Source organism: Nocardia sp., from assembly GCF_025465275.1.
GTDB lineage: Bacteria > Actinomycetota > Actinomycetes > Mycobacteriales > Mycobacteriaceae > Nocardia.
On the sequence record NZ_JAODNK010000113.1, the window covers coordinates 1 to 25,074 of the forward strand.

Genomic DNA, 25,074 nt, shown 5'->3' on the forward strand with positions numbered 1-25,074 from the left:
GTCCCGTCGTCGACGCGTTCGTCGGTGTCGGTGCGCTCGATGGTCTGGGTTCGCATGTGACCATTTTGCCCGTAAGAAAACCCACGCGTACAGCAGACGATGAGTGTGGAACAGTGGAGCCATGAAACACGGCCCCGAGCTGAGTTTCGACGACGACGGCCAACCCGTCCTGATCACCCGCGCCGCGCCCGCTTACGAGGAACAGCATCGGGAGCGGGTGCGCAAGTACCTGACACTGATGTTCTGGCGTATCCCGGCGCTGATCCTCGCGGCGGTCGCGTATGGCATCTGGCACAACGGGCTCGTTTCGCTCGCGATCATTCTCGTGTCGGTGCCCCTGCCGTGGATGGCGGTGCTGATCGCCAACGACCGCCCGCCGCGGCGGGCCGAGGAGCCGCGGCGCTACGAGTCGCGCCGCCGGATACCGCTGTTTCCGACGGCCGAGCGTCCCGCTCTTGAGCGCGGCGCACACTCGGCGCCGCAACCGGACGACGGCGATCCGCCGGTCGATGTTCCTAGCTGAGAAAGTTCTTGCTCTATTCTCAGCACATTCTCAGGACTACTGCCGATAACTGCAGATCAGAAGGTGTGAATCGGGCACCGGGCGGGAACTCTTAGCGGCATGTGGGCGTTGTAGCTCATGACAGTTGGACCCGATCAGGAGGCCGTCATGGCAAATGCCACCACCACCCGCGTCGACACCGACTTGGACGCTCAAAGTCCAGCCGCTGACCTCGTGCGCGTGTACTTGAACGGCATTGGCAAAACGGCCTTGCTCAACGCCGCGGATGAGGTCGAGCTCGCAAAGCGCATCGAGACAGGCCTTTACGCGCAGCATCTGCTGGAGACGCGGAGGCGATTGGGCGAGAACCGCAAACGTGATCTTGTTGCGATCGTCCGCGACGGAGAACGGGCCCGCGGTCATCTGCTGGAGGCCAACCTGCGCCTTGTGGTGTCGCTGGCGAAGCGTTACACCGGCCGCGGCATGCCGCTGCTGGACTTGATCCAGGAGGGGAACCTTGGTCTGATCCGCGCGATGGAGAAGTTCGACTACTCCAAGGGCTTCAAGTTCTCGACGTACGCCACCTGGTGGATTCGTCAGGCGATCACCCGCGGTATGGCCGACCAGAGTCGCACCATCCGGCTTCCCGTCCACCTCGTCGAGCAGGTCAACAAGCTGGCCCGCATCAAGCGCGAGCTGCATCAGCAGCTCGGCCGCGAGGCCACCGACGCCGAGTTGGCCCACGAGTCCGGCATTCCGCAAGAGAAGATCGCCGATCTGCTCGACCACAGCCGCGACCCGGTGAGCCTGGACATGCCGGTGGGCAATGACGAAGAGGCCCCCCTGGGCGATTTCATCGAGGACTCGGAGGCCACCTCCGCCGAGAACGCCGTCATCGCCGGCTTCCTGCACCGTGACGTCCGTGTCGTCCTGACGACCCTGGACGAGCGCGAACAGCAGGTCATCCGCCTGCGCTACGGCCTCGACGACGGCCAGCCCCGCACCCTCGACCAGATCGGCAAGATCTTCGGCCTCTCGCGCGAGCGCGTCCGCCAGATCGAACGCGAGGTCATGTCGAAGCTCCGCAAGGGCGAGCGCGCCGAACGCCTCCGCGCCTACGCCAGCTGACAACCCCAGCGGCCGACCGAATCCCGGTCGGCCGCTTTCGTTCTCCCTCGCGAGCTCTCATGCCTGGATGAGTTGCCAATCGTCGGGTAGACCCTCGACGGAGATCGTGGTGCCTTGCGCCTCGATGGTCACCGTCGCCGTTCCCAATCGCAGATCCGCCAGTCGTACCCGACCTGCCCGGTCGGGTAGGCGGGGTGCGACCGTCAGGGTGCGGTGCGGGACGTCCGGGACGAGTCCGAGGAAGGAACGCATCAGCAGGAGTGGGGCCGCGCTCGACCACGCTTGTGGGGAGCACGAGGTGGGATACGGGATGGGCGAACGGAATTCGGTGCGGGGAAAACCGCAGAAGAGTTCCGGGGGGCGCGCGTCGAATTCTGCGATAGCTTCCAGGAGGCCGCCGGCCAGTCGTTCGGCCAGCTCCAGGGCGCCTGGGATGTGGCGGTAGCGCAGTAGGCCCGCGACGACGATGGCGGTGTCGTGGGGCCATACCGATCCGGTGTGATAACCCATCGGGTTGAAGCGCCGGGCCGTCGAGGAGAGCGTGCGCAGGCCGAAGCCGCTGTCCATATCCTCGCCGCCGAGGCGTTCGATGAGGGCTGCGGCGTGTTCGTCGCCGACTATGCCGGTCCACAGGCAGTGGCCTGGATTACTGGTCACGGTATCCACCTGTTGCTTCGCCCCGTCGAGGGCGAGGGCGTAGCGGCCCGCACCCGGGATCCAGAAGGCTTCGCCGAACCGCTGTTTCAGCTCCGCGGCTTGCTCGCGCAGCCGCTGCGCGGTGTGGATATCACCGAAGGCCTCGGCCAGGTCGGCGCGGCCCTGCCGGGCGGCGTAGACGTAGCCCTGGACCTCGCACAGGGCCAGCGGCGGATCGGCCAGGTGGCCGTCCGAGAAACTGATGGCGTCCCAGCTGTCCTTCCAGCCCTGATTGGCCAGCCCGCGATCGGTTTTGCGCCGGTATTCGACAAATCCGTCGCCGTCGCTGTCACCGAAGTGGTCGATCCAGGCCAGGGCCGCGTCCGCGGCGGGCAGGAGGTCCCGGATCGCCGCCGGGTCGACACCCCACCGCCAGCATTCGGCCAGCAGCATGACGAAAAGCGGTGTGGCGTCGGCAGTTCCATAATAGACGCTGCCGCCGAGCACCGCGTCGCCGCCGGGACCGTGCCGCATCTCGTGCATGATGCGGCCGGGCTCCTCCTCGGTGATCGGATTACTTTGTGTGCCTTGTAGTTTCGCCAGCTGCCGAAGCGTGCCCAGGGCCAGATCCGAATCCAGCACCAGCGCCATCCACGAGGTGAGCAGGCTGTCGCGGCCGAACAGGGCCATGAACCACGGCGCGCCCGCGGCCACATAGGCGGTGCCGTCGCTGGGATCGTCCATCCGCAACGCACCGAGATCGCTCTCGGTGCGTTGCAGAATGGCGTTCAAGCCCGCACCGCTGGCGGTGAGACTGGTCGCGGTGGCGCGCCATTGCCGAATCTTGTTGGACGGGTTGTCATTCGAATCGTCATCCAGATTCACCGTGACGGCATGGTGCCCGACGATCGGCCGGCACAGCACGACGGTCTGCCAGCTGGCGTGCCGCGGCACCACGATTCGCCAACTCAGCGATCCCGGCTGCGCGACCGGATCACCACTGGCGACGATGGCGAGCCCGCGCCCCGAATCGCTGCGGTCGGAAAGCTGCAGGGTGCTGTCGACAGCGCCGAGTTCGCAACTGCCGCTGTGCACCCGGCCCTCCTTGACCGCGAACAGATCAGCGAAATCGGAGTCGGCGATGAGGGTGACCGTCATGGCGGTGTCCTCGTCGCCGAGATTCTGCACCGTGATCGTCTCGCGCATGCCCTCGCCGATCATCCGCCGCCGCAGTACCAGCACCGTGGCATCGGCAACCCCCTGATTCGGGGGCTTTCGCGTCACGAAGCGGGCCCGGAACGCCTCGGCCATCATGACCGAAAGATGTTCCGGCGGAAGGCCGTCCAACTTCAGCTCCCAGCGCGACAGCAACCGGGTGTCACGGTAGAACAGCCCCTGCGCGGTACCCGGGTGGATATCGCCCAGCTGATCGGAGAGGCAGAACGTGCCGGCCTCCACCAGGGTGACGATGCCGCGACCGTCGACCGGTGCTGGAGGACCGGCATTGAAAATGCTCACCCGCGGCTCCTACTGACAACATCGGGCGATGCGATCGCCGCGGTCCGGATGACCGCGTGGTCGCCCGCGAAACGCAGCGTCGCCCGATTCGAAATGTCGCCTATCGCTCCGTAATACGCCGCTTCGTAGCCCCGTACAAAGCGGGCGGAGGCGAACAGCCGCTCCACGCGCGCACGGCAGGCGTGCGGATCGATCTCCCCGGCCCGGGCGATCGCTGCGGGCAGTTCGGCCGGGTCGTCACAGATCCAGCCGGTGACACCGTGTTCGACCACTTCCGCGACCGCACCGCCGCGCAAAGCGATCACCGGAGTACCGCAGACCATCGCCTCGATCATCACCAGGCCGAACGGTTCCTCCCACTGGATCGGGAACAACAGGCAGCGCGCGCCCGCCAATAGCTCCCGCTTGGCAATGGCGTCGGCCTCACCGAATACCTGGTCGGCGGAGGTCAGTAGCGGGCGGATCCGTTCCTCGAAGTACGCCTTCTCGGGTGGCTCATTGCACTTACCGGCGAGAATCAGCCGCAGACCGGCGGCGTGCGCGGCCTCGAGCGCCAGATCCGGGCCCTTCGACGGGGCATAACGGCCCAGGAACAAGCCGTAGTCCAGTTTCTCGGTGCGGAACGGCCACTCCTCGGGTCGAATCGCATTGTGGACCCGCGTAATCCAATTCAGGTCGGGGGCCAATTCTCGCTGCCGATCGCTGATGGCGATGAGATTCGCGCCGCGGTCGAATGATTGGTAGTACTCGTACATGTCGGGGTCGACGGGCCCGTGGACGGTGACCACCGTCGGTATCCCCATCATCCGATACGCCGCCGCATTGAGGGGACCGGCGAAAGTGTGGTCGTGCACGATATCGACCGGATCCTCGGCATGCAGTTCCTCGATAATCCGGCACGCCCGCATCGCGTTGACGATCTCCGGGAACGTCTCACCGAGGCGCGCGGTTTGCACATCGTCCCACACCCGGATGAACCGGGCGTTCGTGCCTGCTCGACCGGCTCCGAGCAGGGTCACTCGATGCCCGCGGTCGACCAGCGTATCGGCGAGCGTCGCCACCATCGCCTCGACGCCGCCGTATCCGGCCGGTGGAATGTCGAAATACGGTGGCGCCACCAGAACAATGTGCAGCGGCCGGGCGTGGAAGTCGCCGTGAGTGAGCTGTGAAGCAGAATTCGGACGCTCCAGCAGAGCGTCGATCGAATCAGAGAATAGAGAGTCCGAAAGGTCGAAAGTCATTCCAATCTCCTCGTCGTTGAGGTCTGGATGCTTATCGAAAACCAGCTCCGGTCTCGTCAGGCGTGGTTACCTCCCTGTCGAACATACGGATGCGGACCTATGTCGTGGTAGTTATTACCGCGGCATCCGCTGCGCAAACATTACTCTTTTCGTTTCGCTACCTGGCCAGGGCGGTCACCGATTGACACGCGGTGGGTTCGGGCAGCTTGCCCTTGAAGAACCGGTCCGGAGTCACGCCCATGAGCGACCGGAAGTCGGCCGTCAGGTGGGATTGGTCGTAATAGCCGGTGGCGACGGCTATATCGGACCAGGGCGTGTTGCCGGCGGCATCGATAACCTGGCGAACCCGGGTAATGCGGGCGTAGTGCTTGGGTGAGACGCCGACACCGGTGGTGAAGAGATTGCGGAGCTGCCGTTCACTGACCGAGAGACGGGTCGCGACGTCCCGGAGCGGCGTGGCGTCGCCGTCGATGGCCGCGACGGCCGAGTCGAGGAGGCGGCGGTGCTCACGGCGGGTGGCATTCTCGGAAAGGGCCTGCGGGAGCGTGGATTCCAGGAACGGGATGACATCGTCGAGATCCAGTTCGGTGAGCTCGCGCGCGAGATCGGCTGCAGGCCCGGGCATATCGGCCAGGCGCAGGATGCGATCGGTGAGATCGGCTGCGGCGACGCCGAACAGGGGGCGGACGGCGCCGGGGGCCAGGCGCAGCCGGAGACAGCCGGCGGGCGCCTTCGCGCCGGCGTAGGTGGCCCGGGTACGCGGGCCGATGACCAGGGTGTCGCGGCGTCCGGACGGTTCGGTGCGGAGGACAAGCGTGGTGACGGCCTGCGGGACGTGGGTGAAGTGCGTGGGCAGGTCGGTGAGCGTGTGGATGCGGCCGATTTCGGCGATCCACGGGCGTAATGACTCCGGCGCCGGGTAGGGATCCTCGAAGCGGTCGGCGGTCTGGACGGCTGCCGAATTCTGCATGACGGTCACCGCATCCACTGTAGGCGGGGCGCGCGCCCCGGAGTGTGCCGGTTTTTCCTAGAGGACAGCCGCATGGGAGCGGCATCGTTGTCGGCATGATCGTAATTACTGGAGCTACAGGCACAATCGGCAGTGAAGTTGTCCGGCAGTTGGTGGCGCGGGGTGTGAAAGTCCGTGCGGTGACCCGTGATCCGGAACGGGCGCAGGTACCGGCCGAGGTCGAGGTGGTGCGGGGCGACTACGCCGATACCGCATCGATGGCGGCGGCGTTCGAAGGAACCGAGGCGGCGTTCCTGGTCGGACTGCTGGGTCCGGACTATGTCGAACTGGATCAGGCATTGGCCGCCGCCGCCCGCGACGCCGGGGTGCGCCGACTGGTGAAACTATCGGCCATCGGCACCGGCACGGCCGAAGTCGGCATGGTCGGCACCTGGCACGTACCCGGCGAGCAGGCGGTGCGGGACAGCGGGGTGGCGTGGACGATCCTGCGCCCCAGCAGTTTTGCCACGAATACCCTGAGCTGGATCGCCCCGATCCGCGCGGGTCAGCCGGTGCCGAATATGTCCGGGGACGGCGCGCAGGGGGTCATCGATCCCCGCGATATCGCCGCGGTCGCGGTCGAGGCCCTGCTGTCGGACGCGCACTCCGGCCGCATCTACACCCTCACCGGTCCCGAAAACCTGACCACGCCCGATCAGGTGGCCGCGCTGGGGGCGGCATTGGGCCGGCCGATCGATATTGTCGACATTCCGATCGAGGCGGCGCGCGAGCTCATGCTGGCGGCGGGCAGGTCCGAGGAGTTCGCGGACGGCTCACTGCAGGGTCAGGCGTATGTGCGCGCGGGCGGCAATGCCGTTGTCACCCAGGATGTTCAGGAGGTGCTCGGTCGCGCACCGCGCAGCTATGCCGAGTGGGCGCGCGACCATGCCGCCGCCTTCACTTCGTAACGAGTGCGCCCCAACCGGTTTCGAGTAGTTCGAAGATGCGGGTGAGGTCGGCCGCGGGGTCCGTGCTGCGCCGCGCCACCTCCAGCGCGCCGAAGACGAAGTGCGCCAGTGCGATCACCTCGATATCGCCGGCGTCGCGACCGAGATCGGTGGCAATGGCCTGGGCCAGTGCACCCTCGTGCCGCTGCCACATCCGCCGGAAGTAACTGGCGAGCGCGGGAGTGCTCTCCACCAGCTGCATGAACCCGTGCATCTCGTCCGATTCAGCGGGCCGGGGTGTGGCCAGGAAGGCATCCCGCAGACCCTCGAGCACGGTCTTGCCCGGCGCGCGATCGCGGACAGCCGCGACCAGCCCCTGTTCGCGATCCGCGTCGAGATCGAAGACGAGCGATTCCTTCCCGTCCGGGAAATGGGCGAAGAGCGTGGGCACCGACACCTCGGCGGCCTCGGCGATCTCCTTCACGCTGACCGCGTCGTAGCCGCGCTCGAGGAACAACCGCAGCGCGGCATCGGCCAGGGCCGTGCGGGTCTGTGCCTTCTTGCGCTCGCGAAGTCCGGTCATGAGCACACCCTACCGACGTTTCCTTAGTCATACAATTTTCTGAGCGGTTGAATTTCTTAACTCGTTATGGTTTTCTGGAGTCACAGGGCGCGACCGGCGCCCGACACCAGACCTCAACGAAGGGGGGACCGCTATGACCACGCTCTCTGTATCGCAGACGGCACCGCGCAATGTGCGCTGGATCCTGCTGGGCGTCATGCTGGCAATGCTGCTCGGCATGCTCGACAACATGATCATCGGCACCGCCATGCCGACGATCGTGGGCGAGCTCGGCGGCCTCGAACACCTGTCGTGGGTGGTATCCGCATACACCCTGGCCACCGCCGCCTCCACGCCCATCTGGGCGAAGCTCGGAGACCTGTTCGGCCGTAAGAACAACTTCCTGGCCTCGATCGTCATCTTCCTGATCGGTTCCGGCCTGGCCGGCGCCGCGCAGAACATGGATCAGCTCATCGGCTTCCGCGTGCTGCAGGGCATCGGTGCGGGCGGCCTGGCCGCCGGTGCGTTCGCCATCATCGGCGAGCTCATCCCGCCGCGGGAACGCGCCAAATACATGGGCATGACCGCCTCAGTGATGGCGCTTGCCACCATCGGCGGCCCATTGGTAGGCGGCTTCGTCACCGATCACGCCGGCTGGCGGTGGGCGTTCTACCTCAATCTGCCCATCGGCTTGATCGCACTGGTGTGGTGCTACACCACGCTGCACCTGACCGCCCGGCGACCGAATGCCAAGATCGACTACCTCGGCGCGGTGCTACTGACCGTCACCATCTGCGCGATCGTGCTCGTCACCACCTGGGGCGGCACGCAATACGCTTGGGACTCACCGCAAGTGCTCACAACGATCGCCGTCGCGGTGCTCGGCCTGCCGGCGTTCCTCTGGTCGCAGACCCGCGCACCGGAGCCGATCATCCCGCTGAGCCTGTTCACCAACCGCAATTTTGTGCTCACCTCGGTGCTTTCGGTGGTGGTCGGCGTGGCCATGTTCGGCGCGGTCAGTTTCCTGCCGCTGTTCCAGCAGACCGTGCAGGGCGCTTCGGCCTCGAACTCCGGGCTGCTGCTGTTGCCGATGATGGTGCCGATCATCGTGGTCTCGCAGATCGCGGGCAGGGTGATGAGCAAGACCGGACGCTACAAGATCTTCCCGATCCTCGGTGGTGTACTGCTCACCGGCGGCAGCATTCTGCTGGCCACCATGGATACCGGCACCAGCCGGCTCGCCTCGGGCATCTATATGGCGATGCTGGGTGCGGGTCTGGGCTTCCTCATGCAGATGACAGTGCTCATCGCACAGAACAGCGTGGAGATGAAGAACATCGGCGCTGCCTCGGGCACCGCGACACTCTTCCGCACACTGGGCGGATCGTTCGGCGTGGCACTGTTCGGTGCGCTGTTCAACCGGCAGATCACCGCTGCGATGACCGGACACGGCGGTCATGGCGGGCAACTCGATCCGGCGAAGCTGGGGTCACTCCCCGCCTCGCTGCGTGACGCCTATCTGCACGGGGTGGCCTCCGGCATGCACAGCATCTTCACCTGGTCCGCCGTGCTCTGCGCGATCGGCCTGGTCGCGGCGCTCTTCATTGTCGAAGTTCCGCTGCGCCAAGCCGGCCCACCGGCTGCGGCACCTGCGAAGGAGCCGGAAAAGGCACCGGCGCAATAACTTCGACGCCGCTCCCCCACCGGGCTTTCGGCCCGCACCCGATTCGGGTGCGGGCCGTTCCTGCGGGGCTAAGCGGCGGCGACCACGTTTTCCAGACTGTCGTGCATGCTCGCCCAGCCGGGACTCATGATCGAGCGCGTGCGCTGCGAGCTGGCATCGTCGGGATCGAATCCGGTGTGGCTGAAGATAATTCGGGTGCCGTGCCCCTCGGGACGCAACTGCCAGCTCATGATCCAGCCGGAATCGGCCTCCATCTGGGCATCACTCCAGGTGATGCGCAGCAGTTCCGGAGCAATGACTTCCAGCACCCTGCCGCGAATCTCACCGGAGAAGTTCTGCCCCGGCATGGGATGGGTCTTCATCTCGAAATGATTGCCCGCCACCGGTTCGAAGCCGATGGGCTCCATCATCCACTGCCCCATGAGCTCCGGCGTGGTGATGGCGCGCCACACCTTCTCGGGCGGATGCGGATAGAAGTGATCGAGTTCGATCGAGGCCGGATTGTCACTCATCGGGTTTCCTTCTCGTCAGGATTGTCGGGCATGGCGTCGAGCACCGCACCCAGGGCATGCAGACGCTTACGCCAGAAGCGCTCGAACGGATCGAGCCAGGACTGCAATTCGTGCAGCGGATGCGGTTCGACGCGATAGAACCGCTGCCGCCCGCGCTTGTCCTCCTCGAGCAGCCCCGCGTCCCGCAGCACCTTGAGGTGCTCGGACACACTGGGCCGGGCCATATCGAAGCGCTCGGCAATGGCCTGCACCGATTGCTCACCGTCGAGCAGCAGTTCGAGAATGTCGCGCCGGGTCGGATTGGCGAGCGCTCCGAACACCAGGTCGGCACTGCCGGATTTCATGCGGTAGGGCATGACCCAATATAGGTAGGCTTTTCCCTACCTGTCAACCGTAGGTTTTTTCCTACCATTTTGAGGAGAGATAGGCCGGGGAGTCACCCGGACCCCACGGCCTATCGGTGCACGGCTCTAACCGGAGTTGCGCAGCGCCGTGGACAGTCCGTTCATGGTGAGCAGGATGCCGCGTTCCACCAGTTCGGAGTCGTCTCCGGCGCGACGGCGGCGCAGCAGATCCACCTGTAGTTGATTGAGCGGCTCCAGGTAGGGGAAGCGGTTGTGGATGGATTCGGCCAGGGCCGGGTTGTCCGCGAGTAGTTCATCGGTGCCGGTGATGGCGGCGTGCATGCGCACGGTCCGGGTGAATTCGTCGCAGATCATGCCGAAGATGGTGTCCCGCAACGCTTTATCGGGAACCAGATCGGCGTAGGTGGCGGCTATGTCCATATCGGCCTTGGCCATGACCTGCGCCAGATTGGACATGATGGTGCGGAAGAACGGCCAGCGGCGGTAGAGATCCGACAGGGCGGCCAGGCGGGCCGGGTCGTCGCCGATCCACTGCTCGAAGGCGGTGCCGGTGCCGTACCAGCCGGGCAGCATGACCCGGGACTGGCTCCACGCCATCACCCAGGGAATGGCGCGCAGGTCGTAGACGGAGTTGGTGGGCTTGCGGGAGGCGGGCCGGCTGCCCAGATTGAGGTCGGCGACCTCCGCGATAGGTGTTGAGGCACGGAAGTATTCGACAAAACCGGGGGTTTCGTGCACCAGTCGCGCATACGCCTGGCGAGCCAGTTCGGCCAGCTCGTCGAGCACCTCGTAGGAGGCCTCGGCCTCGCCGCCCAAACCCTCCACATCGAGCAGGGTGGATTCGAGGGTGCCCGCGACCAGCGCTTCGAGATTCCGGTACGCGGTACCCGGATCGGCGTATTTGGTCGAGATGATCTCGCCCTGTTCGGTCAAACGCAGCGATCCGCGCACCGCCCCGGCGGGCTGCGCGAGGATGGCGTCATAACTGCGACCGCCACCGCGACCGACGGTGCCACCGCGACCGTGGAAGAGCCGCAGGCGAATTCCGGTTTTACGAGCGGTATCTACCAGATCCAGTTCGGCCCGGTACAGCGCCCAGTTGGCGGCCAGGTACCCGCCGTCCTTGTTCGAGTCGGAGTAACCCAGCATCACCTCCTGCTGCATACCGCGCGCGGCAACCAGGCGCTGATAGGCGGGCACTTCCAGTGCAGCGGAAAGGATTTCGGCGCCACCGCGCAGATCGTCGATGGTCTCGAACAGCGGAACCACACCCACCGTGCTGGACGGCGGCGTATTCGCATCACCGGGATCGAGGATGCCAGCTTCCTTGAGCAGCAGCGCAGCCTCCAGCATGTCGCTGACCGAGGTGCACATGCTGATGATGTAGTTGGGCACGGTATCCGGGCCCAGATCGTCGATGGCACTCTTGGCGGCGCGCACCACCGCGAGTTCCTTGGCCGCCAGCTCGCTGAGCTGCGCGGTGGGTCCGACAAGCGGTCGGCGCGTGGTCAATTCGGCCGCGAGCAATGCCACCCGCTGCTCCTCGTCGAGCGAGGCGTAGTCCGAATGCACTCCGGCCCAGGCGAACAGCTCGGCCACCACCTGCTCGTGCATTTCGGAGTTCTGGCGCAGATCCAGACCCTGCAGATGAAAGCCGAAGGTCTCCACCGCGCCGCGCAGCGCGGCCAACTGGTCATCGGCGAGCAGGCCGTCCCCGGAGGCGCGCATGGCCGCATCGACCACATTCAGATCCGCGAGCAGCTCCCACGGCCCGGCATACGGCTCGGCGACGACATCTATTCCATCCGAAGGGATCTCGCCGAGCGACCGGCGCGCCGCGGCACTGAGCCGAGCCCGGATGGCGCGCAACGCACGGCGATACGGTTCATCGGCGCGCTGTGGGGAGTCATCGAATCCGGCGCCGGCCAGTGCCGCGAGCTCCGGCGTCACCGGTACCAGCCGCGCCGACTGTGACATCGACTTCTCGAGCTCCACAATAGATTTCAGATACCGCTCGAAGACCAGGGCGCCGGCCCGATGGGTGGCGCGGTGCACCACCTCGGCGGTCACGAACGGATTGCCGTCCCGATCACCGCCGATCCAGGAGCCCGGACGCAGGATCGGGCGCGCGAGCAGGTCATGCTCGGGCCAGCGGGCGCGCAGTGCCGCCCGGACCTCGTCATTGATCTTCGGAATGACCTCGAACAGGGTGAGGTCGTAGTACCGCAGGCCGACCTCGATCTCGTCCTGAATCCGCAAGCGCGCCAACCGGATCAGTGCCGCACGCCACAGTTGCAGCACCTGCCGCCGGATATCGGTATCGATGCCGGCGAATTCGGGCTCGTGCTCGCTGTAGCGCTGCCGCTGCCGCATGAGTTCGGTGATGCGCGATTGCACATCGAAGATGGTGCGCCGCCGGGTCTCGGTCGGATGGGCGGTGATGACCGGTGAGACCAGGGCGTCGGTCAGCAGATCGACGACCGTATCGGCCGCCGGCGGGGCGGCATCGAGTTTGCGGTAGGTCGCCGCCAGGCTGGAATCCTGCGGCAACTCCCCCGCCGCGATATGCACGGCGCGGCGGCGGTCACGCTGCAGATCCTCGGCCAGATTGGCCAGCAGCAGAAAGTGACTGAAGGCGCGGATCACCGGAATGGCGGTATGGATATCGACACCGCGCAGCATGTCGGCGACGGCGCTGCGCTCCACCTCCGACCGGCGCACCTTGAAGGCTTCCACGCGCACCCGCTCGATGAGGTCGAAGACCTCCGGGCCCTCGTGGTCGCGGATGGTGTCCCCGAGAATCCCGCCCAGGAACCGGATATCGTCGCGTAGCGGCGCGGTGGCCGTCTCGATCTGATCTTCTCGCACTACGTTCACCTCTCCACACAGCGAATTTTGTTGGTTCTCGAACCCATTCGTGTTGTTCTCAGCCCATGCGGCGCGGACCGCTTTCGAACCTGTTGGGTTCCGGCCCGATTCGTACCCGCCCGTAGAGCACTGCGGCGCCCTCCGGTGACGCCATAATGGGCTCGCACTGCAGTTCCCGCACCTCCGGCAGGTCGTCGCAGAGTGCCGAGATGCGTTGTGCCAGTTCAGCGAGGGCACGCTTGTCCACCGGCTTGCCGATATCGCGACCGCGCACGGTCCCCGAGAGCAGCGGGGCAGCGCGCGGTGCGTCGATGAGCTCCGCCGATTCGGCCTCGGTCAGCGGCAGTGCGCGGTACACCCGGTCACCGAGCAGATCGATAATGGTGCCGGACAGGCCGAAACTGATCACCGAGCCGAACGACGGATCGTCCTGCACCCGGAAGCCACAGCCGACACCCTTGGTGGCCATGCGCTGAATATGTACCGGATTGCCGGAGATCTCGGCCAGTTCGGTGAAGGCGCGCCGCACCTCGTCCGGACGCCACAGATCCAGCCGCACGCCGGTCAGGTCGGGGCGATTGCGCCAGATCTCCCCCGTCGCCTTGGCCGCCACCGGATATTCGAACTGCTCGGCGGCGAGCACCGCGGTCTCGGCATCACGCACCTCACGGAATTCGACAATGCGAATTCCGTAGCAGCCCAGCAGCTCCGCCGCCTCCAGATCCGCGAGCCAGTGATCGGTCGCGGAGGCCATCCATGCGGTGACCAGTTCGCGGGCCCGGACGGTGTCGACACCCTCGGGGCGCGACACCGGCGATACCGGGCGCGTACGCCAATCGGCATAGCGGCGCACCCGTGCCAGCGCCCGCGCCGCACGCTCCGGATCACCGTAGGACGGAATGGATCCGCGCTCCAGCATGCCGCCGGGCCCACGGGTCGCGAGCAGATTCGACATGCCCTGATCGGCGACGAAGGTGGTGAGAACCGGTGTGGCGGGGTCGGATTGCGCGCCCGCCCGAATGGCCTCGGCGAAGGCCGCGACCGCGACGGGCACCGGCGGCGAGTAGATGACGATGACCGCGTCCACCGCGCGATCGGTGACCGCCGCCGCCACCGCCGTCAGGAAGTCGGCGGGTCCGGCCTGCGGCCCGAGGTGAATCGGCTCCTGCACGGTGAGCCCTTCACTGCGCCCGGCATCAACCGCGAGCCAGTTCAGGGCCGCGCTATTGCCGATCACCGCCAGCCGCGGTCCCGCCGGCAGCGGCTGATAGGCCAGCAGCATGGCGCAGTCGAACAGTTCGGTAATGGAGTCGACCTGGATGATCCCGGCCTGCGCGAACAGATTGCGCACCAGCGAGCGGTCGAGATCCTGCTCCCCCTCGACCCGCACCACATTGCGGCCACTGCTCACGGCCACAATGGGTTTGGTGCGCGCCACCCGGCGGGCGATGCGGGAGAACTTGCGCGGATTACCGAAGGTCTCCAGGTACAGCAGCACCACATCGGTGCCGGGATCGCTGTCCCAGTACTGCAGCAGGTCATTGCCGGAGACATCGGCGCGATTACCGGCGGAGACGAAGGTGGACAACCCGAGCTGCCGGGCCGCCGCCTCACCGAGAATCGCCGCGCCCAAGGGGCCGGACTGGCAGAAGAATCCGATGCGCCCGCGCCCGGGCAGCACCGGTGCGAGGGTGGCGTTCAGGGCGACGGCCGGATCGGTATTGGCGATCCCCAGAGCGCTCGGCCCCACCACCCGCATGCCGTGCGCCCGGACGGCATCGACAAGTTCGCGTTCGGCGTCGTAACCGTGCGGACCGGTCTCGGAGAAACCGGCGGTGAGCACCACCAGGCCCTTGACGCCCTTGGCCATACAGTCGTCGAGCACCGACCCGATTTCGGCCGCGGGCACCGCGATTACGGCCAGATCGACCTCATCCGGAATATCGCGCACCGTCGGATAGGCGCGTACGCCGCGTACCGCGGTGCGATTGCGATTCACCGGAAACACCGGACCCTGGAATCCGCCGGACAGCAGATTGGCCAGCACCGCGCCGCCGACCCGGGTGGCGGACGGCGTCGCGCCGATGACCGCCACCGAGCGCGGTGTCAGCAGATTGCCGACGCTGCGCGCCTCCGAGGCGCGTTCGCGCGAATCCCGTACCGACTGCAGTGCTTCGGTGGGGTCGATGGCGAATTCGAGGTGCAGCACCGAGCCGTCACGGCTGCGCTGCACCTGATATCCGGCATCGCGGAACACCTGCACCATGGCGTTGTTCTCGGCCAGCACCTCCGCGACGAAGGTCTCGATATCGTTCTCCGCGGCAGCACCGTTGAGGTGCTCGAGCAGGATGGAACCCAGGCCCCGGCCCTGGTGATGATCGGCGACCACGAACGCCACCTCCGCCGAGCGCGGCCCGGGCCGATCGGGCAGGTACTCGTAGCGGCCGACCGCGATGATGTCGTCACCCAGCTCGATGACCAGGCCCACCCGGTCGCGGTAGTCGACATGGGTGGTGCGGTACAGGTCTTTCGGCGTCATCCGCGGGTAGGGGCCGAAGTAGCGCAGATAGCGGGTGCGATCGGAGAGTCCCGTATGGAAGCGCTCCAGACCCGCGGCGTCCTCGGGCGTGATCGGGCGCAGTCGCACCACACCGCCATCGGAGGCCAGCACGGCGGCGAACCAATGTTGCGGGGGCGGCGGCGGATTGGCGGGCGTGCCCGGAGTGTCCGCGGGCAGCGGGGGTGCGACCGCGGGGGTCGCCGGGCCGGCAGATTCAGTCACGGGGATCCTCCGGATCCAGGCCGAGCAGCCCGAAAGTCGCGCGGCGTGTTGCCAATACGGATGTGTCCAGGGCGCGCCGCGCGCGGTCGGTCCGCTCGTCGCCGGTCTCGCGGCCACCCCCGGGACCGTCCCAGCGTTCGAAGCCGATATCGGCGCCGTCGCCCATGGTGCCGGGCGGCGCCACCGTGGGCGCATACGCCTCGACCAGCTCCTGCCACTCCCGCGGAATCGCGGTATCGGGGTCGATGGTCCGGTCCAGCGCGGTGGCCAGCAGATGGGTCCAGGCCCGCGGCACCACCCGGATGAGCCCGTATCCCCCACCGCCGACCGCGAGCCAGCGGCCCTCGGCATATCGATCGGCCAGATCGCGCATGGCGATGAAGGCCGCGCGCTGCCCGTCCACGCTCAATTCCAGGTCGGCGAGCGGGTCCTCGCGATGGGTGTCGACGCCGCACTGACTGATCACGATCTGCGGCCGGAAGGCCGCCAGCGCGCCGGGCGCGACCGCATGGAAACCGCGCAGCCACAGCGGGTCCCGGGTGCCCGGCATGATCGGCAGATTGATGGCGGTGCCCTCGGCCGCGCCCGCGCCGGTCTCCTCGAGCCATCCGGTATTGGGCCACAGCGTCGCCGGATGCTGATGGATCGACAGTGTCAGCACCCGTGGATCGCCGTAGAACACACGCTGCACGCCGTCACCGTGGTGGACGTCCACATCGATGTACGCGATGCGATCGAAGCCATTATCGAGCAGCCACGAAATCGCCACCGCCACATCGTTGTACACACAGAATCCGGCCGCCGAATCGGGCATGGCGTGGTGCATACCGCCGCCGATGCTCACCGCCCGGCGGGTGCGCCCGGCCGCGATCTCCTGTGCCGCCGCGAGGGTGCCGCCGACAATCACCGACGCCGCCTCGTGCATATGCGGAAAGACCGGATTGTCGGCCGAGCCGAGCCCGTACGGCGGTGCGGCGGGCACAATGCCCGGCGGTTGCTGAGCGTGCTTGACCGCCTCTATGTAGTCATGGGTGTGCACCCGGAGCAGTTCCGAATCCCCCGCCGCGACGGGGGTCAGCGTCTCGACGCCATCCAACAGTCCCAGACTCTGTGCCAGCGCCATCGTGAACTGCAGCCTGACCGGCCGCATCGGGTGCTCCGGCGTCCACGTGTAATCGAGGAACCGATCGGTCCATATGACGGTTCCGTCTTCACGCGCGCGGCCAGGCATACTTGCCACGCTAGTGCGTCCGCTGCGCTCGCAGGCTACGGACACTGTGACGCCGGAAACCCATAGGGAACACGCAGGCCGTCCTCGGTGTTGTCTCGGAGTTCGCGAAATAAGCTGCAGCCCGGTGTAGCCGCCGCGCATGGGTAGAATTCGTGCCGACGAAGGGGTTAACAGGTGAAGGATCTGGTCGACACCACGGAGATGTACCTCCGTACCATCTACGACCTCGAGGAGGAGGGTGTCACGCCCCTGCGCGCTCGCATTGCCGAGCGCCTCGAGCAGAGCGGTCCCACGGTGAGCCAGACGGTTGCGCGCATGGAGCGCGACGGTTTGCTGACCGTTGCCGGTGACCGCCACCTCGAATTGACCGACAAGGGCCGCGCCATGGCGGTTTCCGTCATGCGCAAGCACCGGCTGGCCGAGCGGCTGCTGGTCGACATCATCGGCCTGGACTGGGAGAACGTGCACGCCGAGGCCTGCCGCTGGGAGCACGTTATGAGCGAGGAGGTCGAGCGCCGCCTGGTGGAGGTGCTCAACAACCCCACCACCTCGCCCTACGGCAATCCCATTCCGGGTCTGGACGAGCTGGGCGTACCGCCGCGCTCGGGTGCCGCGGAGAAGCTGGTCCGGCTGTCGGATCTGCCCTCGGGCCAGTCCGCCGCGGTAGTGGTGCGCAGCCTGTCCGAGCACATTCAGACCGATCCCGAGGTCATCGGCCAGCTGCGCGAGGCCGGCGTGGTGCCGGATGCGCGCGTGAACGTGGAAACCCGGCCGGGTTCGGTGGTCATTCTGGTACCTGGCCACGAAGGCTACGAACTGTCCGATGAGATGGCGCATGCCGTCCAGGTGAAGTTGGTCTGACGCGTGAAACTTCTCGTCACAGGAGGCGCGGGCTACGTCGGTGGCGTCTGCGCACAGGTTCTGCTCGAAGACGGCCACGAGGTGGTTGTCGTCGATGATGTCTCGACCGGTAATGCCGACGGCGTTCCGGGCCGTGCGAAGTTCATCGAGGGCGATATCGCCACGGTGGGCGTCGAACTCATCGCCTCCGAATCCTTCGACGGCGTGTTGCATTTCGCGGCCCAGTCGCTCGTCGGCGAGTCGGTGGTGCAGCCGGAGAAGTACTGGCACGGCAATGTGGTGAAGACCTTGGCGCTGCTGGAGGCGATGCGCGAGGCGGGCACCCCGCGTCTCGTGTTCTCGTCCACCGCAGCGGTGTACGGCGAACCGGAGCAGGTGCCGATCGTCGAGGACGCGCCGAAGCGCCCGACCAATCCTTATGGCGCATCGAAGCTCTCGATCGACTATGCCATCACCTCGTACGCCGCGGCGCACGGGCTGGCGGCCACCAGCCTCCGGTACTTCAATGTGGCCGGCGCGTACGCCGGGCTCGGTGAGAACCGGGTGGTGGAAACCCATCTCATCCCCCTCGTGCTGCAGACGGCGCTGGGACAGCGGGATTCGATCTCGGTCTTCGGCACCGACTATCCGACGCCGGACGGCACCGCGGTGCGCGATTACATTCACATTCGCGATCTGGCGCAGGCGCATCTGCTGGCGCTCGCGCAGTCGCAGCCGGGCAAGCACCGCATCTTCAATCTCGGTAGCGGTACCGGTTTCTCGGTACGCGAGGTCATCTCGGCCTGCGAGCGTGTGACGGGCCTGCCCGTCAATACGGTGGACGCGCTGCGCCGGGTAGGCGATCCGGCGGTGCTCATCGCCTCCAGCGAGCTGGCCACGGCCGAGCTCGGCTGGCGACCCGAACACACCGATCTGGACGAGATCGTCGCCGACGCGTGGGAATTCCTGCGCTCGATCGGCGCTCGCGCACACAGCGCCCGCTAGTACCGAATCACCGCGTGGCGCCGCGGATCTCATGGGTGCTCGGAATGCAGATCGACACCCAGATCCGCGGCGGCCTCGCGGCCCGCGTCGGCGAGCCGGCGCAGCCGCTGCGGCGGCATTCCGGTCTGCAATCCGATGTCCAGCAGGTTGGCCATGCGGTGCGCCGGATCCGAATTCAGTGCTGCTTCCAACGCGATACCGGCGAGTGGACCGTCCCCGCGCGCATAGGCGGCGTAACCGAGCAGCATGGCGGCCTCGGCGCGATCGGGATCGGGCAGAGCGCGCGTCAATTGCAGCCACAGGGTTTCAGCGGCGCGCGCATGCGCACCGGGGATGAGCCCGAAGAGAATGTCGCGCACCGTCGAATCACGCAGTGCGACAGCCACTTCCGCCATTTCGAGCGCGTTCGGCAGCGTTCCCGCCTCGATGGACAGCAGCTGCCCGAGGACATTCCGGGCCGCCGAGCGGCTGTAGGACTCGGGTTCGCCGCGCCGCACGGCCTCGGCGAGCCGGTGAACCGCAGCCTCGGCGGCGGCATCCAGCAGCGCCCGGAATTGTTCCCGGACAGCCGCATCCACCTCCACCACCTCGGTCAGTTCCGCGCGTGAGCCGCGCATCGGCCGGCCGTCCAGCACATGCCGGAGGGTGACCAACGAGGTCGCCGGATCCGGTTGACGACCACGCCGCGCCGGACCCAGCAGACTCCACCACGGCAGCTCCGGCCCGATCGCCTGCACTGCCCACGCTCCGGCCAATGGCACCGCCGCGGCATCCAGGCGATGTTCGAGCGCGCACACCAGATCTCGATGTTGCCGGGACCGCACCCCTCTGTGCCGTTTGACCGGCGCGGTGGCGCGATCGTCGACGATCAGTGCCAGCACCGCGGCGGCGGTATCGCGCAGGCAGACACCCGCGACCCGCTCGACGAGCTGTCCGGTGGCGACCCGGCCGGGACTGTCCAGATCCATCCGGGCCACCACATCGATTGCGGCCGTGCCGGGCTCGTCTACTGCCGCCCGCAGCACGGTCACCACCAATGATCGGGCGGGCATGAATCCGAGCATGGCGGGCATCGCTGCGATGAAATCGCCCGGATTCCGCAGATGTGGTTCCGGCTCGGATCCGACTGCGGGATCAGCGAACTCGGGATCGATGCACTCGGGATCGGTGTGGTCGGGGGGCGTAGGTTCGGCGGGAGTGGTCATGGGATCGAGAGTGCGCGGCAGCGCCGTCACCACTACGACATCCACCAGCGGTTTCACCCGGCCTGTGGACAACCGGTCGCGCCGTGAGTAACTCGGCGTGGCACGGAGCCCGATCCCGGGGATCTGTCGGTGCCGGTTGTTACCGTGCGCGACGCTCACACACTGCGCGCCGCGCGAGCAATCAGGCGAAATGAAATGGATTCATTTCATTTCATCCGATCGCTCGGCGCGGCCCTGTTACAGTCCGCCTCGGCACCCTCCGCACGTGCCGGAGGGAGTGGTACGTGTGATGCGCAGTCGTGTTCGGAACCTACTCCGGACGGGCCGCGGCCAGGATCTCGAGATAGTGCGGATTGGTCATGATGCCCAGCACATTGCCGAACGGATCCACCACGGCGGCGGTGACGAATCCGGTGCCCTCGCCGCGTGCGGTGATCGGCTCGTACTCCTTCGCCCCCATGTCCAGCAGCCGTTCGAAGGTCGCCGCGACATCATCGACATGCCAGTTCACGATCTGACCGCCCGGCTGGTCCGGCGTGCTGGCCGCGTACTTGCGATTGATGAGGCCGAGTTCGGCCTGGTAGTCGCCGATGCGGAACTCGTAGTACCCGCCGGGGACGGTGAAATACGGTGCGACGCCGAGGAATTCGCTGTACCAGTCCTTGGCTGCCTCCAGGTCGTCGGCGAAGTAGTTGACGGTGGCCATTCCACGCAGCATGTCGATCTCCTTGATGGGTTCCGCTGGTCGATATATCCATCATCGGCCGCAAAGTGCTCACCGAATGAGCACTTTTATTGGGAGAATCTCTTTCATGCGAGCCGATCGATTGGTAGCCACGCTGCTGTTCATGCAGACGCGCGGCCGAGTGACCGCAGCCGAGGTCGCCACCGAACTGGAAGTCTCGGTGGCCACCGCCCGCCGCGACCTGGAAGCGCTGTCCACGGCCGGGATTCCGGTGTACCCGCAGCCGGGTCGCGGCGGCGGCTGGGCCCTGGTGGGCGGTGCGCGCACGGACCTGAGCGGTTTGACCGCCACCGAGGCGCAGTCCCTGTTCCTGCTCCTGGGCCCGATGGCCACCGCCACCCCGGCCACCCGATCCGCACTGCGAAAACTCTTGCGCGCCTTGCCACAACCGTTCCGCCTCGAGGCGGAGGCGGCCGCCGGCGCGGTGATCGTGGATCCGGCGCGCTGGGGCGAACGCGACGAGCAGGCCCCGGCGCTGGTCGACCAATTACAAGGCGCGGTGGTCCACCGCCGCCGGGTGCGGTTCGACTACGGGCGCGGCGGCACCCGCACACAGCGCACGGTCGACCCGTGGGGCCTGGTCGACAAGGACGGCATCTGGTACCTGGTGGCCGGAACCGAACGCGGACAGCGGACCTTTCGCGTGGAACGCATGACGGCGGTCGAGGTGACCGACGAAGTTGCTTACCGGCCAGCGGACTTCGATCTCACCACCGCCTGGTCGGAGGTGGTCGAGCAGGTGGAGCAGCACCGATCGACACTGTCCGCGACGGTGCTCCTACCCGCCGGACTGCTTCCGGTGCTGCGCCATCAGCAGGGGCGGCACTGCGTGGTGGACGGCCCCGTACCCGACGGCCGCACGCGTGTGCGCATCACCGCGCCCACGCCACTCATGATCGCCCAGCAGTTGGCCGGTTGGGGAACGGCATTGGAAGTGACCGAACCGGAGTCGGTGCGGGCCGAACTGGCGCGGCTGGGAACCGAGCTCGCGGAGCGCTACCGGCACCCGTGAAACGCACGGCCACCCAGTCATGTCATAACCGAATGATGTTGCAGCACTTTCCATTTCATGAAATCCCGGGCTCAGTCGCTGTTACAGTCCGCCCGGCGCCTGTCGGAGGCGCCGGAAGGAAGTACACAATGTCGAGAACACTTCGCACCGCGAGCGTTGCCGCCGCGCTCACCGCACTCGCGGGGCCCGTACTGCTCGCCGGGCCCGCCGCCGCCGATATCAGCGATGTCAGCGTCATCGGTGTCACCCCCGGATCGCAGTGCACTGTGACCGACGGCTGCACCATCATCGCCGGGGTGTCCGGCAACAACCGGTACGACCAGGTGCAGTTCCTGATCAATGGCGCCGTCATCGGATCAGCCACGCCGGTAGCGGCTTCCGGCGTGGTCACCGCGACCTTCGCCTGGCACCCGACCAGCCCGGGCCCGGTCATGGTCGGAGCCACGCAGGGCACCACCTCGTCGGCGGTCAGCTATCTCGTGGGCGGGGGCGGTTCGGCTTGCTCGTGGCTGCCCAGCGGTTCCGCAGGGAGCGGTTCGGCGAGCGGTTCCGGAGGCAGTGGTTCCTCCAGCCTGTCGGGCGGAACCGGATCCGCGGGCAGCGGCTCGGCGGGCACCGGCTCCGCCTGCTGATTCCGAACGCGGGAGCCGGAACAGACAGGGGGTCGGCTCCTCCCCGGGGGACATTCGCGCCTGTCCCCGAACGGGATTCAGCCCTTGCGCACCTTGCTCACCGCGGTGGTGAACAGGGTATCGAGGGCCTCGGTATCGGCCTTGGAATCGGTGAACGACATATAGGTCACATTGATGCGCACATTCCCGATCTGACCGAGCAGCGTCTGCATATGCCGGGTGATACCCGCACTGCCGGATTCGGATTGGACGGTGCGCCGCAGCGCGAGGGTGTCGTCGGCGTTCAGCGGCGGCGGCGGATCCATCTCGGTGGTGATGGTCGCGGTGGTTCCGGAGTGGCCGACGCGCACGGTGCCGCAGCGCTGCAATTGATCTCGCAGCGTGGACAGCGGCTGATCGGTGCGCACCAATTCGACAGTGAGGGTGGCCCGGGCGGAATCGTCGGTGCCGACTGAGACCGCGGGTCCTGCAGTCGGGGCGCTCGGCGCACAGGTGGCCGGATCGATCTGCGCCCCGGGCAGAATGCCGTCGAGATCGCCCGCGGCTTGGCCTGCGGTATCGACCGGCAGTGTCACCGCCGCGTAGCGCGAGGGGAATTGGGACGGATCCGGCAGTAGCCGGGCCAGTCCGCTATCGGTTTGCACCGTTGTCACCGAACTGCGCGTACCGACCGGATGGCCCGATACGGTGGTCCCGCACGCCGCCAGCACCACACCCAGAGCCCCGACCCCGAGGGCACGTAAGGGCTTTCGGCACAACGGGTGGGCAGGCCTGCGGCAGGGCGCGGTCACGTGTCCACTATGCCGAATTTCTGCTGATCACAGCGAATGCCACGCCGCGCGGCGAGCCCTCCGGGAATGCGTGTCCCGGTGCCACGCGTTGCACTCGCGGTGCGGGCAGTGCACGACCGGTCGGCGCATGAGGGACAATGGTTTCTAGGTCGCGCATGTGGGCCACGCAGGAAGGAGCACGCGATGGACTACGAGTCGCGAATGTACGAGCTGGAGTTCCCCGCTCCGCAACTGTCGTCCGCCGACGGCGCTGGTCCGGTACTGGTGCACGGGCTGGAGGGCTTCACCGACGCCGGTCATGCCGTGAAGTTGGCCACCACGCATCTGCGCGAAAGCCTCGAGAGTGAACTGGTCGCCTCGTTCGATATGGACGAGTTGCTGGACTATCGCTCGCGCCGGCCGCTGATGATGTTCAAGACCGATCACTTCTCCGAATACACCGAGCCCGAGCTCAATCTGTGGGCGCTCAAGGACACCGCGGGCACCCCGTTCCTGCTGCTGTCCGGGCTGGAACCGGATCTGCGCTGGGAGAAGTTCGTCACCGCGGTGCGCCTGCTGTCCGAACAGCTGGGCGTGCGCCGCACCATCGGCCTCAGTGCCATCCCCATGGCCATTCCGCACACCCGCCCCCTCGGTGTCACCGCGCACGCCAGCAATAGCGATCTGATCGGCGATCATCAGCGCTGGCCGGGTGAGCTGCAGGTTCCAGGCAGTGCGTCCTCGCTGCTGGAGTACCGGATGGCCCAGCACGGGCACGAGTCGGTCGGCTTCTCGGTGCATGTGCCGCACTACCTGACCCAGACCGCCTATCCCGAGGCCGCGCAGACGCTGCTAGAGAATGTGGCCGAGAACGCGGGTCTGGAACTGCCGCTGGCGGCGCTGAGCGAATCGGCCGCGCGGGTGCGCGAGCAGGTCAACGAGCACATTTCCGGCAACTCCGAGGTGGAGAATGTCGTGCAGGCGCTCGAGCGTCAGTACGACAGCTTCGTGACCGCGCAGGAACGGCAGTCCAGCCTGCTGGCGAGCGATGCCGATCTGCCCACCGGCGATGAGCTGGGCGCGGAGTTCGAACGCTTCCTGGCCGAGCAGTCCGGCTTCACCGAGGGCGACAGCGCCGACGGCGGAGAGGCGCGCTAGGTAATCGTCGGCCGACGCCGGGTAGTGGCGGCCGAAGTCGGGCAGACCGCCCAGTAACGTAGTCACCCGTGCAGCTATCCGAACTCGTTCCCGACCAAGCCGTGCCCGATGTGGACCCGGATTGGCTGTACGAAACCTTCTCCGACTGGACCCAGTCGCAGGGGCTGACGCTGTATCCAGCGCAGGAAGAAGCGCTGCTCGAGCTGTTCACCGGCGCGAACGTCATTCTGGCGACGCCCACCGGCTCCGGTAAGTCGCTCGTCGCGATCGGCGCGCATTATGCGGCGCTCAATCGCGGGCAGCGCAGTTACTACACCGCGCCGATCAAGGCGCTCGTCAGCGAGAAGTTCTTCGCGCTGTGCGAGGTGTTCGGCGCGGACAAGGTCGGCATGGTGACGGGCGACGCGGCGGTGAATCCGAATGCGCCGATCATTTGCGCCACGGCCGAGATCCTGGCCAATCTGGCGCTGCGCGAGGGTTCCAGTGCCGATGTCGGCCAGGTCATCATGGACGAGTTCCACTACTACGCCGACCCCGACCGGGGCTGGGCGTGGCAGGTCCCGCTCATCGAGCTGCCCAAGGCGCAGTTCGTCCTCATGTCGGCCACGCTCGGCGATGTCACGCGGTTCCAGGAAGACCTGACCAAGCGCACCGGCTGGCCCACCGCGGTCGTCAAGAACACGGAGCGCCCGGTCCCGCTGACCTTTTCCTTCAGCATCGAACCGCTGCACGAGACGCTTAACGAGCTGCTCACCACCAACCAGGCCCCCGTCTACGTCGTG

Annotated in this window: 22 protein-coding genes; 10 read left to right on the forward strand and 12 right to left on the reverse strand. The window is 66.8% G+C overall.

The window, feature by feature from the left end; translation table 11 throughout:
• The first annotated feature begins 121 nt into the window (after positions 1-121).
• Both JWN03_RS25655 and JWN03_RS25660 read left to right on the forward strand, forming a co-directional pair.
• A complete protein-coding gene (locus JWN03_RS25655; protein ID WP_297620115.1) occupies positions 122-523 on the forward strand; it encodes a DUF3099 domain-containing protein in 402 nt (133 codons plus the stop codon).
• Positions 524-670: 147 nt separating this feature from the next.
• The gene (locus tag JWN03_RS25660) at positions 671-1,630 is read left to right on the forward strand and encodes a sigma-70 family RNA polymerase sigma factor (RefSeq protein ID WP_297620117.1); all 960 of its coding nucleotides are present in this window, start codon (positions 671-673) and stop codon (positions 1,628-1,630) included.
• A gap of 57 nt (positions 1,631-1,687) precedes the next feature.
• Here JWN03_RS25660 and JWN03_RS25665 read toward each other — a convergent pair whose 3' ends face one another.
• The 3 genes from JWN03_RS25665 to JWN03_RS25675 form a co-directional block, all read right to left on the reverse strand.
• Complete coding sequence (locus tag JWN03_RS25665) at positions 1,688-3,784, reverse strand: amylo-alpha-1,6-glucosidase (RefSeq protein WP_297620119.1); 2,097 nt, start codon at positions 3,782-3,784, stop codon at positions 1,688-1,690.
• Complete coding sequence (locus tag JWN03_RS25670; RefSeq protein ID WP_297620121.1) at positions 3,781-5,025, reverse strand: glycosyltransferase family 4 protein; 1,245 nt, start codon at positions 5,023-5,025, stop codon at positions 3,781-3,783. The genes JWN03_RS25665 and JWN03_RS25670 overlap by 4 nt, the downstream gene beginning before the upstream one ends.
• A 157-nt stretch (positions 5,026-5,182) precedes the next feature.
• Positions 5,183-5,995 carry a helix-turn-helix domain-containing protein gene (locus JWN03_RS25675; protein ID WP_297620168.1) on the reverse strand — a complete coding sequence of 271 codons (813 nt, stop codon included), beginning with the start codon at positions 5,993-5,995 and terminating at the stop codon, positions 5,183-5,185.
• 95 nt (positions 5,996-6,090) lie between these two features.
• Here JWN03_RS25675 and JWN03_RS25680 point away from each other — a divergent pair, with 95 nt between their 5' ends.
• Positions 6,091-6,942 carry an SDR family NAD(P)-dependent oxidoreductase gene (locus JWN03_RS25680; protein ID WP_297620123.1) on the forward strand — a complete coding sequence of 284 codons (852 nt, stop codon included), beginning with the start codon at positions 6,091-6,093 and terminating at the stop codon, positions 6,940-6,942.
• Here JWN03_RS25680 and JWN03_RS25685 read toward each other — a convergent pair.
• Positions 6,932-7,504: a TetR/AcrR family transcriptional regulator gene (locus JWN03_RS25685; protein WP_297620126.1), complete on the reverse strand. Its 573-nt coding sequence runs from the start codon at positions 7,502-7,504 to the stop codon at positions 6,932-6,934. The two genes, JWN03_RS25680 and JWN03_RS25685, sit on opposite strands and share 11 nt — an antisense overlap.
• A gap of 133 nt (positions 7,505-7,637) precedes the next feature.
• Between JWN03_RS25685 and JWN03_RS25690 the strand changes: the two genes are divergently transcribed.
• Positions 7,638-9,167: an MDR family MFS transporter gene (locus tag JWN03_RS25690; protein WP_297620129.1), complete on the forward strand. Its 1,530-nt coding sequence runs from the start codon at positions 7,638-7,640 to the stop codon at positions 9,165-9,167.
• A 68-nt stretch (positions 9,168-9,235) separates the two neighbouring features.
• Here the strand turns inward: JWN03_RS25690 and JWN03_RS25695 are convergent, their stop codons facing one another.
• The 5 genes from JWN03_RS25695 to JWN03_RS25715 all read right to left on the reverse strand — a co-directional run bounded on the left by JWN03_RS25695 (position 9,236) and on the right by JWN03_RS25715 (position 16,925).
• A complete protein-coding gene (locus JWN03_RS25695) occupies positions 9,236-9,679 on the reverse strand; it encodes an SRPBCC family protein (RefSeq protein ID WP_297620132.1) in 444 nt (147 codons plus the stop codon).
• Positions 9,676-10,035, reverse strand: coding sequence for an ArsR/SmtB family transcription factor (locus JWN03_RS25700; protein ID WP_297620135.1), 360 nt, complete (start codon positions 10,033-10,035; stop codon positions 9,676-9,678). Before JWN03_RS25700 ends, JWN03_RS25695 begins: the two co-directional genes overlap by 4 nt.
• Positions 10,036-10,149: 114 nt before the next feature.
• Positions 10,150-12,912: a phosphoenolpyruvate carboxylase gene (gene ppc / locus JWN03_RS25705; RefSeq protein ID WP_297620137.1), complete on the reverse strand. Its 2,763-nt coding sequence runs from the start codon at positions 12,910-12,912 to the stop codon at positions 10,150-10,152.
• Positions 12,913-12,970: 58 nt separating this feature from the next.
• Complete coding sequence (locus tag JWN03_RS25710) at positions 12,971-15,694, reverse strand: bifunctional acetate--CoA ligase family protein/GNAT family N-acetyltransferase (protein ID WP_441343059.1); 2,724 nt, start codon at positions 15,692-15,694, stop codon at positions 12,971-12,973.
• On the reverse strand, positions 15,687-16,925 hold the full coding sequence (locus JWN03_RS25715; protein ID WP_297620140.1) for an acetoin utilization protein AcuC: 1,239 nt from the start codon (positions 16,923-16,925) through the stop codon (positions 15,687-15,689). Before JWN03_RS25715 ends, JWN03_RS25710 begins: the two co-directional genes overlap by 8 nt.
• Positions 16,926-17,099: 174 nt before the next feature.
• On the opposite strand from JWN03_RS25715, the gene JWN03_RS25720 reads away from it, so the two are divergent.
• Together JWN03_RS25720 and galE are read left to right on the forward strand one after the other, a co-directional pair.
• Positions 17,100-17,786 carry a metal-dependent transcriptional regulator gene (locus JWN03_RS25720; RefSeq protein WP_297620143.1) on the forward strand — a complete coding sequence of 229 codons (687 nt, stop codon included), beginning with the start codon at positions 17,100-17,102 and terminating at the stop codon, positions 17,784-17,786.
• A gap of 3 nt (positions 17,787-17,789) precedes the next feature.
• On the forward strand, positions 17,790-18,770 hold the full coding sequence (gene galE, locus JWN03_RS25725) for a UDP-glucose 4-epimerase GalE (protein WP_297620146.1): 981 nt from the start codon (positions 17,790-17,792) through the stop codon (positions 18,768-18,770).
• 29 nt (positions 18,771-18,799) lie between these two features.
• Here galE and JWN03_RS25730 read toward each other — a convergent pair whose 3' ends face one another.
• Together JWN03_RS25730 and JWN03_RS25735 are read right to left on the reverse strand one after the other, a co-directional pair.
• Positions 18,800-20,032: a DUF4192 domain-containing protein gene (locus JWN03_RS25730; protein WP_297620149.1), complete on the reverse strand. Its 1,233-nt coding sequence runs from the start codon at positions 20,030-20,032 to the stop codon at positions 18,800-18,802.
• 253 nt (positions 20,033-20,285) lie between these two features.
• Complete coding sequence (locus JWN03_RS25735) at positions 20,286-20,693, reverse strand: VOC family protein (RefSeq protein ID WP_297620152.1); 408 nt, start codon at positions 20,691-20,693, stop codon at positions 20,286-20,288.
• Between the two features lie 94 nt (positions 20,694-20,787).
• On the opposite strand from JWN03_RS25735, the gene JWN03_RS25740 reads away from it, so the two are divergent.
• Both JWN03_RS25740 and JWN03_RS25745 read left to right on the forward strand, forming a co-directional pair.
• Complete coding sequence (locus tag JWN03_RS25740; RefSeq protein ID WP_297620154.1) at positions 20,788-21,732, forward strand: helix-turn-helix transcriptional regulator; 945 nt, start codon at positions 20,788-20,790, stop codon at positions 21,730-21,732.
• A gap of 128 nt (positions 21,733-21,860) precedes the next feature.
• Positions 21,861-22,364 carry a hypothetical protein gene (locus tag JWN03_RS25745; RefSeq protein ID WP_297620157.1) on the forward strand — a complete coding sequence of 168 codons (504 nt, stop codon included), beginning with the start codon at positions 21,861-21,863 and terminating at the stop codon, positions 22,362-22,364.
• Between the two features lie 77 nt (positions 22,365-22,441).
• Here the strand turns inward: JWN03_RS25745 and JWN03_RS25750 are convergent, their stop codons facing one another.
• Positions 22,442-23,008 (reverse strand): DUF5642 family protein, encoded by a 567-nt coding sequence (locus JWN03_RS25750; RefSeq protein WP_297620160.1) that lies wholly within the window; start codon positions 23,006-23,008, stop codon positions 22,442-22,444.
• A 330-nt stretch (positions 23,009-23,338) separates the two neighbouring features.
• Between JWN03_RS25750 and JWN03_RS25755 the strand changes: the two genes are divergently transcribed.
• Positions 23,339-24,292 (forward strand): PAC2 family protein, encoded by a 954-nt coding sequence (locus tag JWN03_RS25755; RefSeq protein WP_297620162.1) that lies wholly within the window; start codon positions 23,339-23,341, stop codon positions 24,290-24,292.
• A 68-nt stretch (positions 24,293-24,360) separates the two neighbouring features.
• The coding region (locus tag JWN03_RS25760; protein WP_297620165.1) for a DEAD/DEAH box helicase at positions 24,361-25,074 on the forward strand (714 nt) is incomplete at its 3' end.

What these genes read in the sequence shown, in the direction of transcription:
- JWN03_RS25755 (WP_297620162.1), top strand. Translation starts at nt 23,339, where the DNA reads ATGGACTACGAGTCGCGAATGTACGAGCTGGAGTTCCCCGCTCCGCAA.
- JWN03_RS25660 (WP_297620117.1), top strand. Translation starts at nt 671, where the DNA reads ATGGCAAATGCCACCACCACCCGCGTCGACACCGACTTGGACGCTCAA.
- JWN03_RS25740 (WP_297620154.1), top strand. Translation starts at nt 20,788, where the DNA reads ATGCGAGCCGATCGATTGGTAGCCACGCTGCTGTTCATGCAGACGCGC.
- JWN03_RS25685 (WP_297620126.1), bottom strand. Translation starts at nt 7,504, where the DNA reads ATGACCGGACTTCGCGAGCGCAAGAAGGCACAGACCCGCACGGCCCTG.
- JWN03_RS25675 (WP_297620168.1), bottom strand. Translation starts at nt 5,995, where the DNA reads ATGCAGAATTCGGCAGCCGTCCAGACCGCCGACCGCTTCGAGGATCCC.
- JWN03_RS25695 (WP_297620132.1), bottom strand. Translation starts at nt 9,679, where the DNA reads ATGAGTGACAATCCGGCCTCGATCGAACTCGATCACTTCTATCCGCAT.
- JWN03_RS25680 (WP_297620123.1), top strand. Translation starts at nt 6,091, where the DNA reads ATGATCGTAATTACTGGAGCTACAGGCACAATCGGCAGTGAAGTTGTC.
- JWN03_RS25715 (WP_297620140.1), bottom strand. Translation starts at nt 16,925, where the DNA reads ATGCCTGGCCGCGCGCGTGAAGACGGAACCGTCATATGGACCGATCGG.
- JWN03_RS25700 (WP_297620135.1), bottom strand. Translation starts at nt 10,035, where the DNA reads ATGCCCTACCGCATGAAATCCGGCAGTGCCGACCTGGTGTTCGGAGCG.
- JWN03_RS25745 (WP_297620157.1), top strand. Translation starts at nt 21,861, where the DNA reads ATGTCGAGAACACTTCGCACCGCGAGCGTTGCCGCCGCGCTCACCGCA.
- JWN03_RS25670 (WP_297620121.1), bottom strand. Translation starts at nt 5,025, where the DNA reads ATGACTTTCGACCTTTCGGACTCTCTATTCTCTGATTCGATCGACGCT.
- JWN03_RS25690 (WP_297620129.1), top strand. Translation starts at nt 7,638, where the DNA reads ATGACCACGCTCTCTGTATCGCAGACGGCACCGCGCAATGTGCGCTGG.
- JWN03_RS25735 (WP_297620152.1), bottom strand. Translation starts at nt 20,693, where the DNA reads ATGCTGCGTGGAATGGCCACCGTCAACTACTTCGCCGACGACCTGGAG.
- JWN03_RS25655 (WP_297620115.1), top strand. Translation starts at nt 122, where the DNA reads ATGAAACACGGCCCCGAGCTGAGTTTCGACGACGACGGCCAACCCGTC.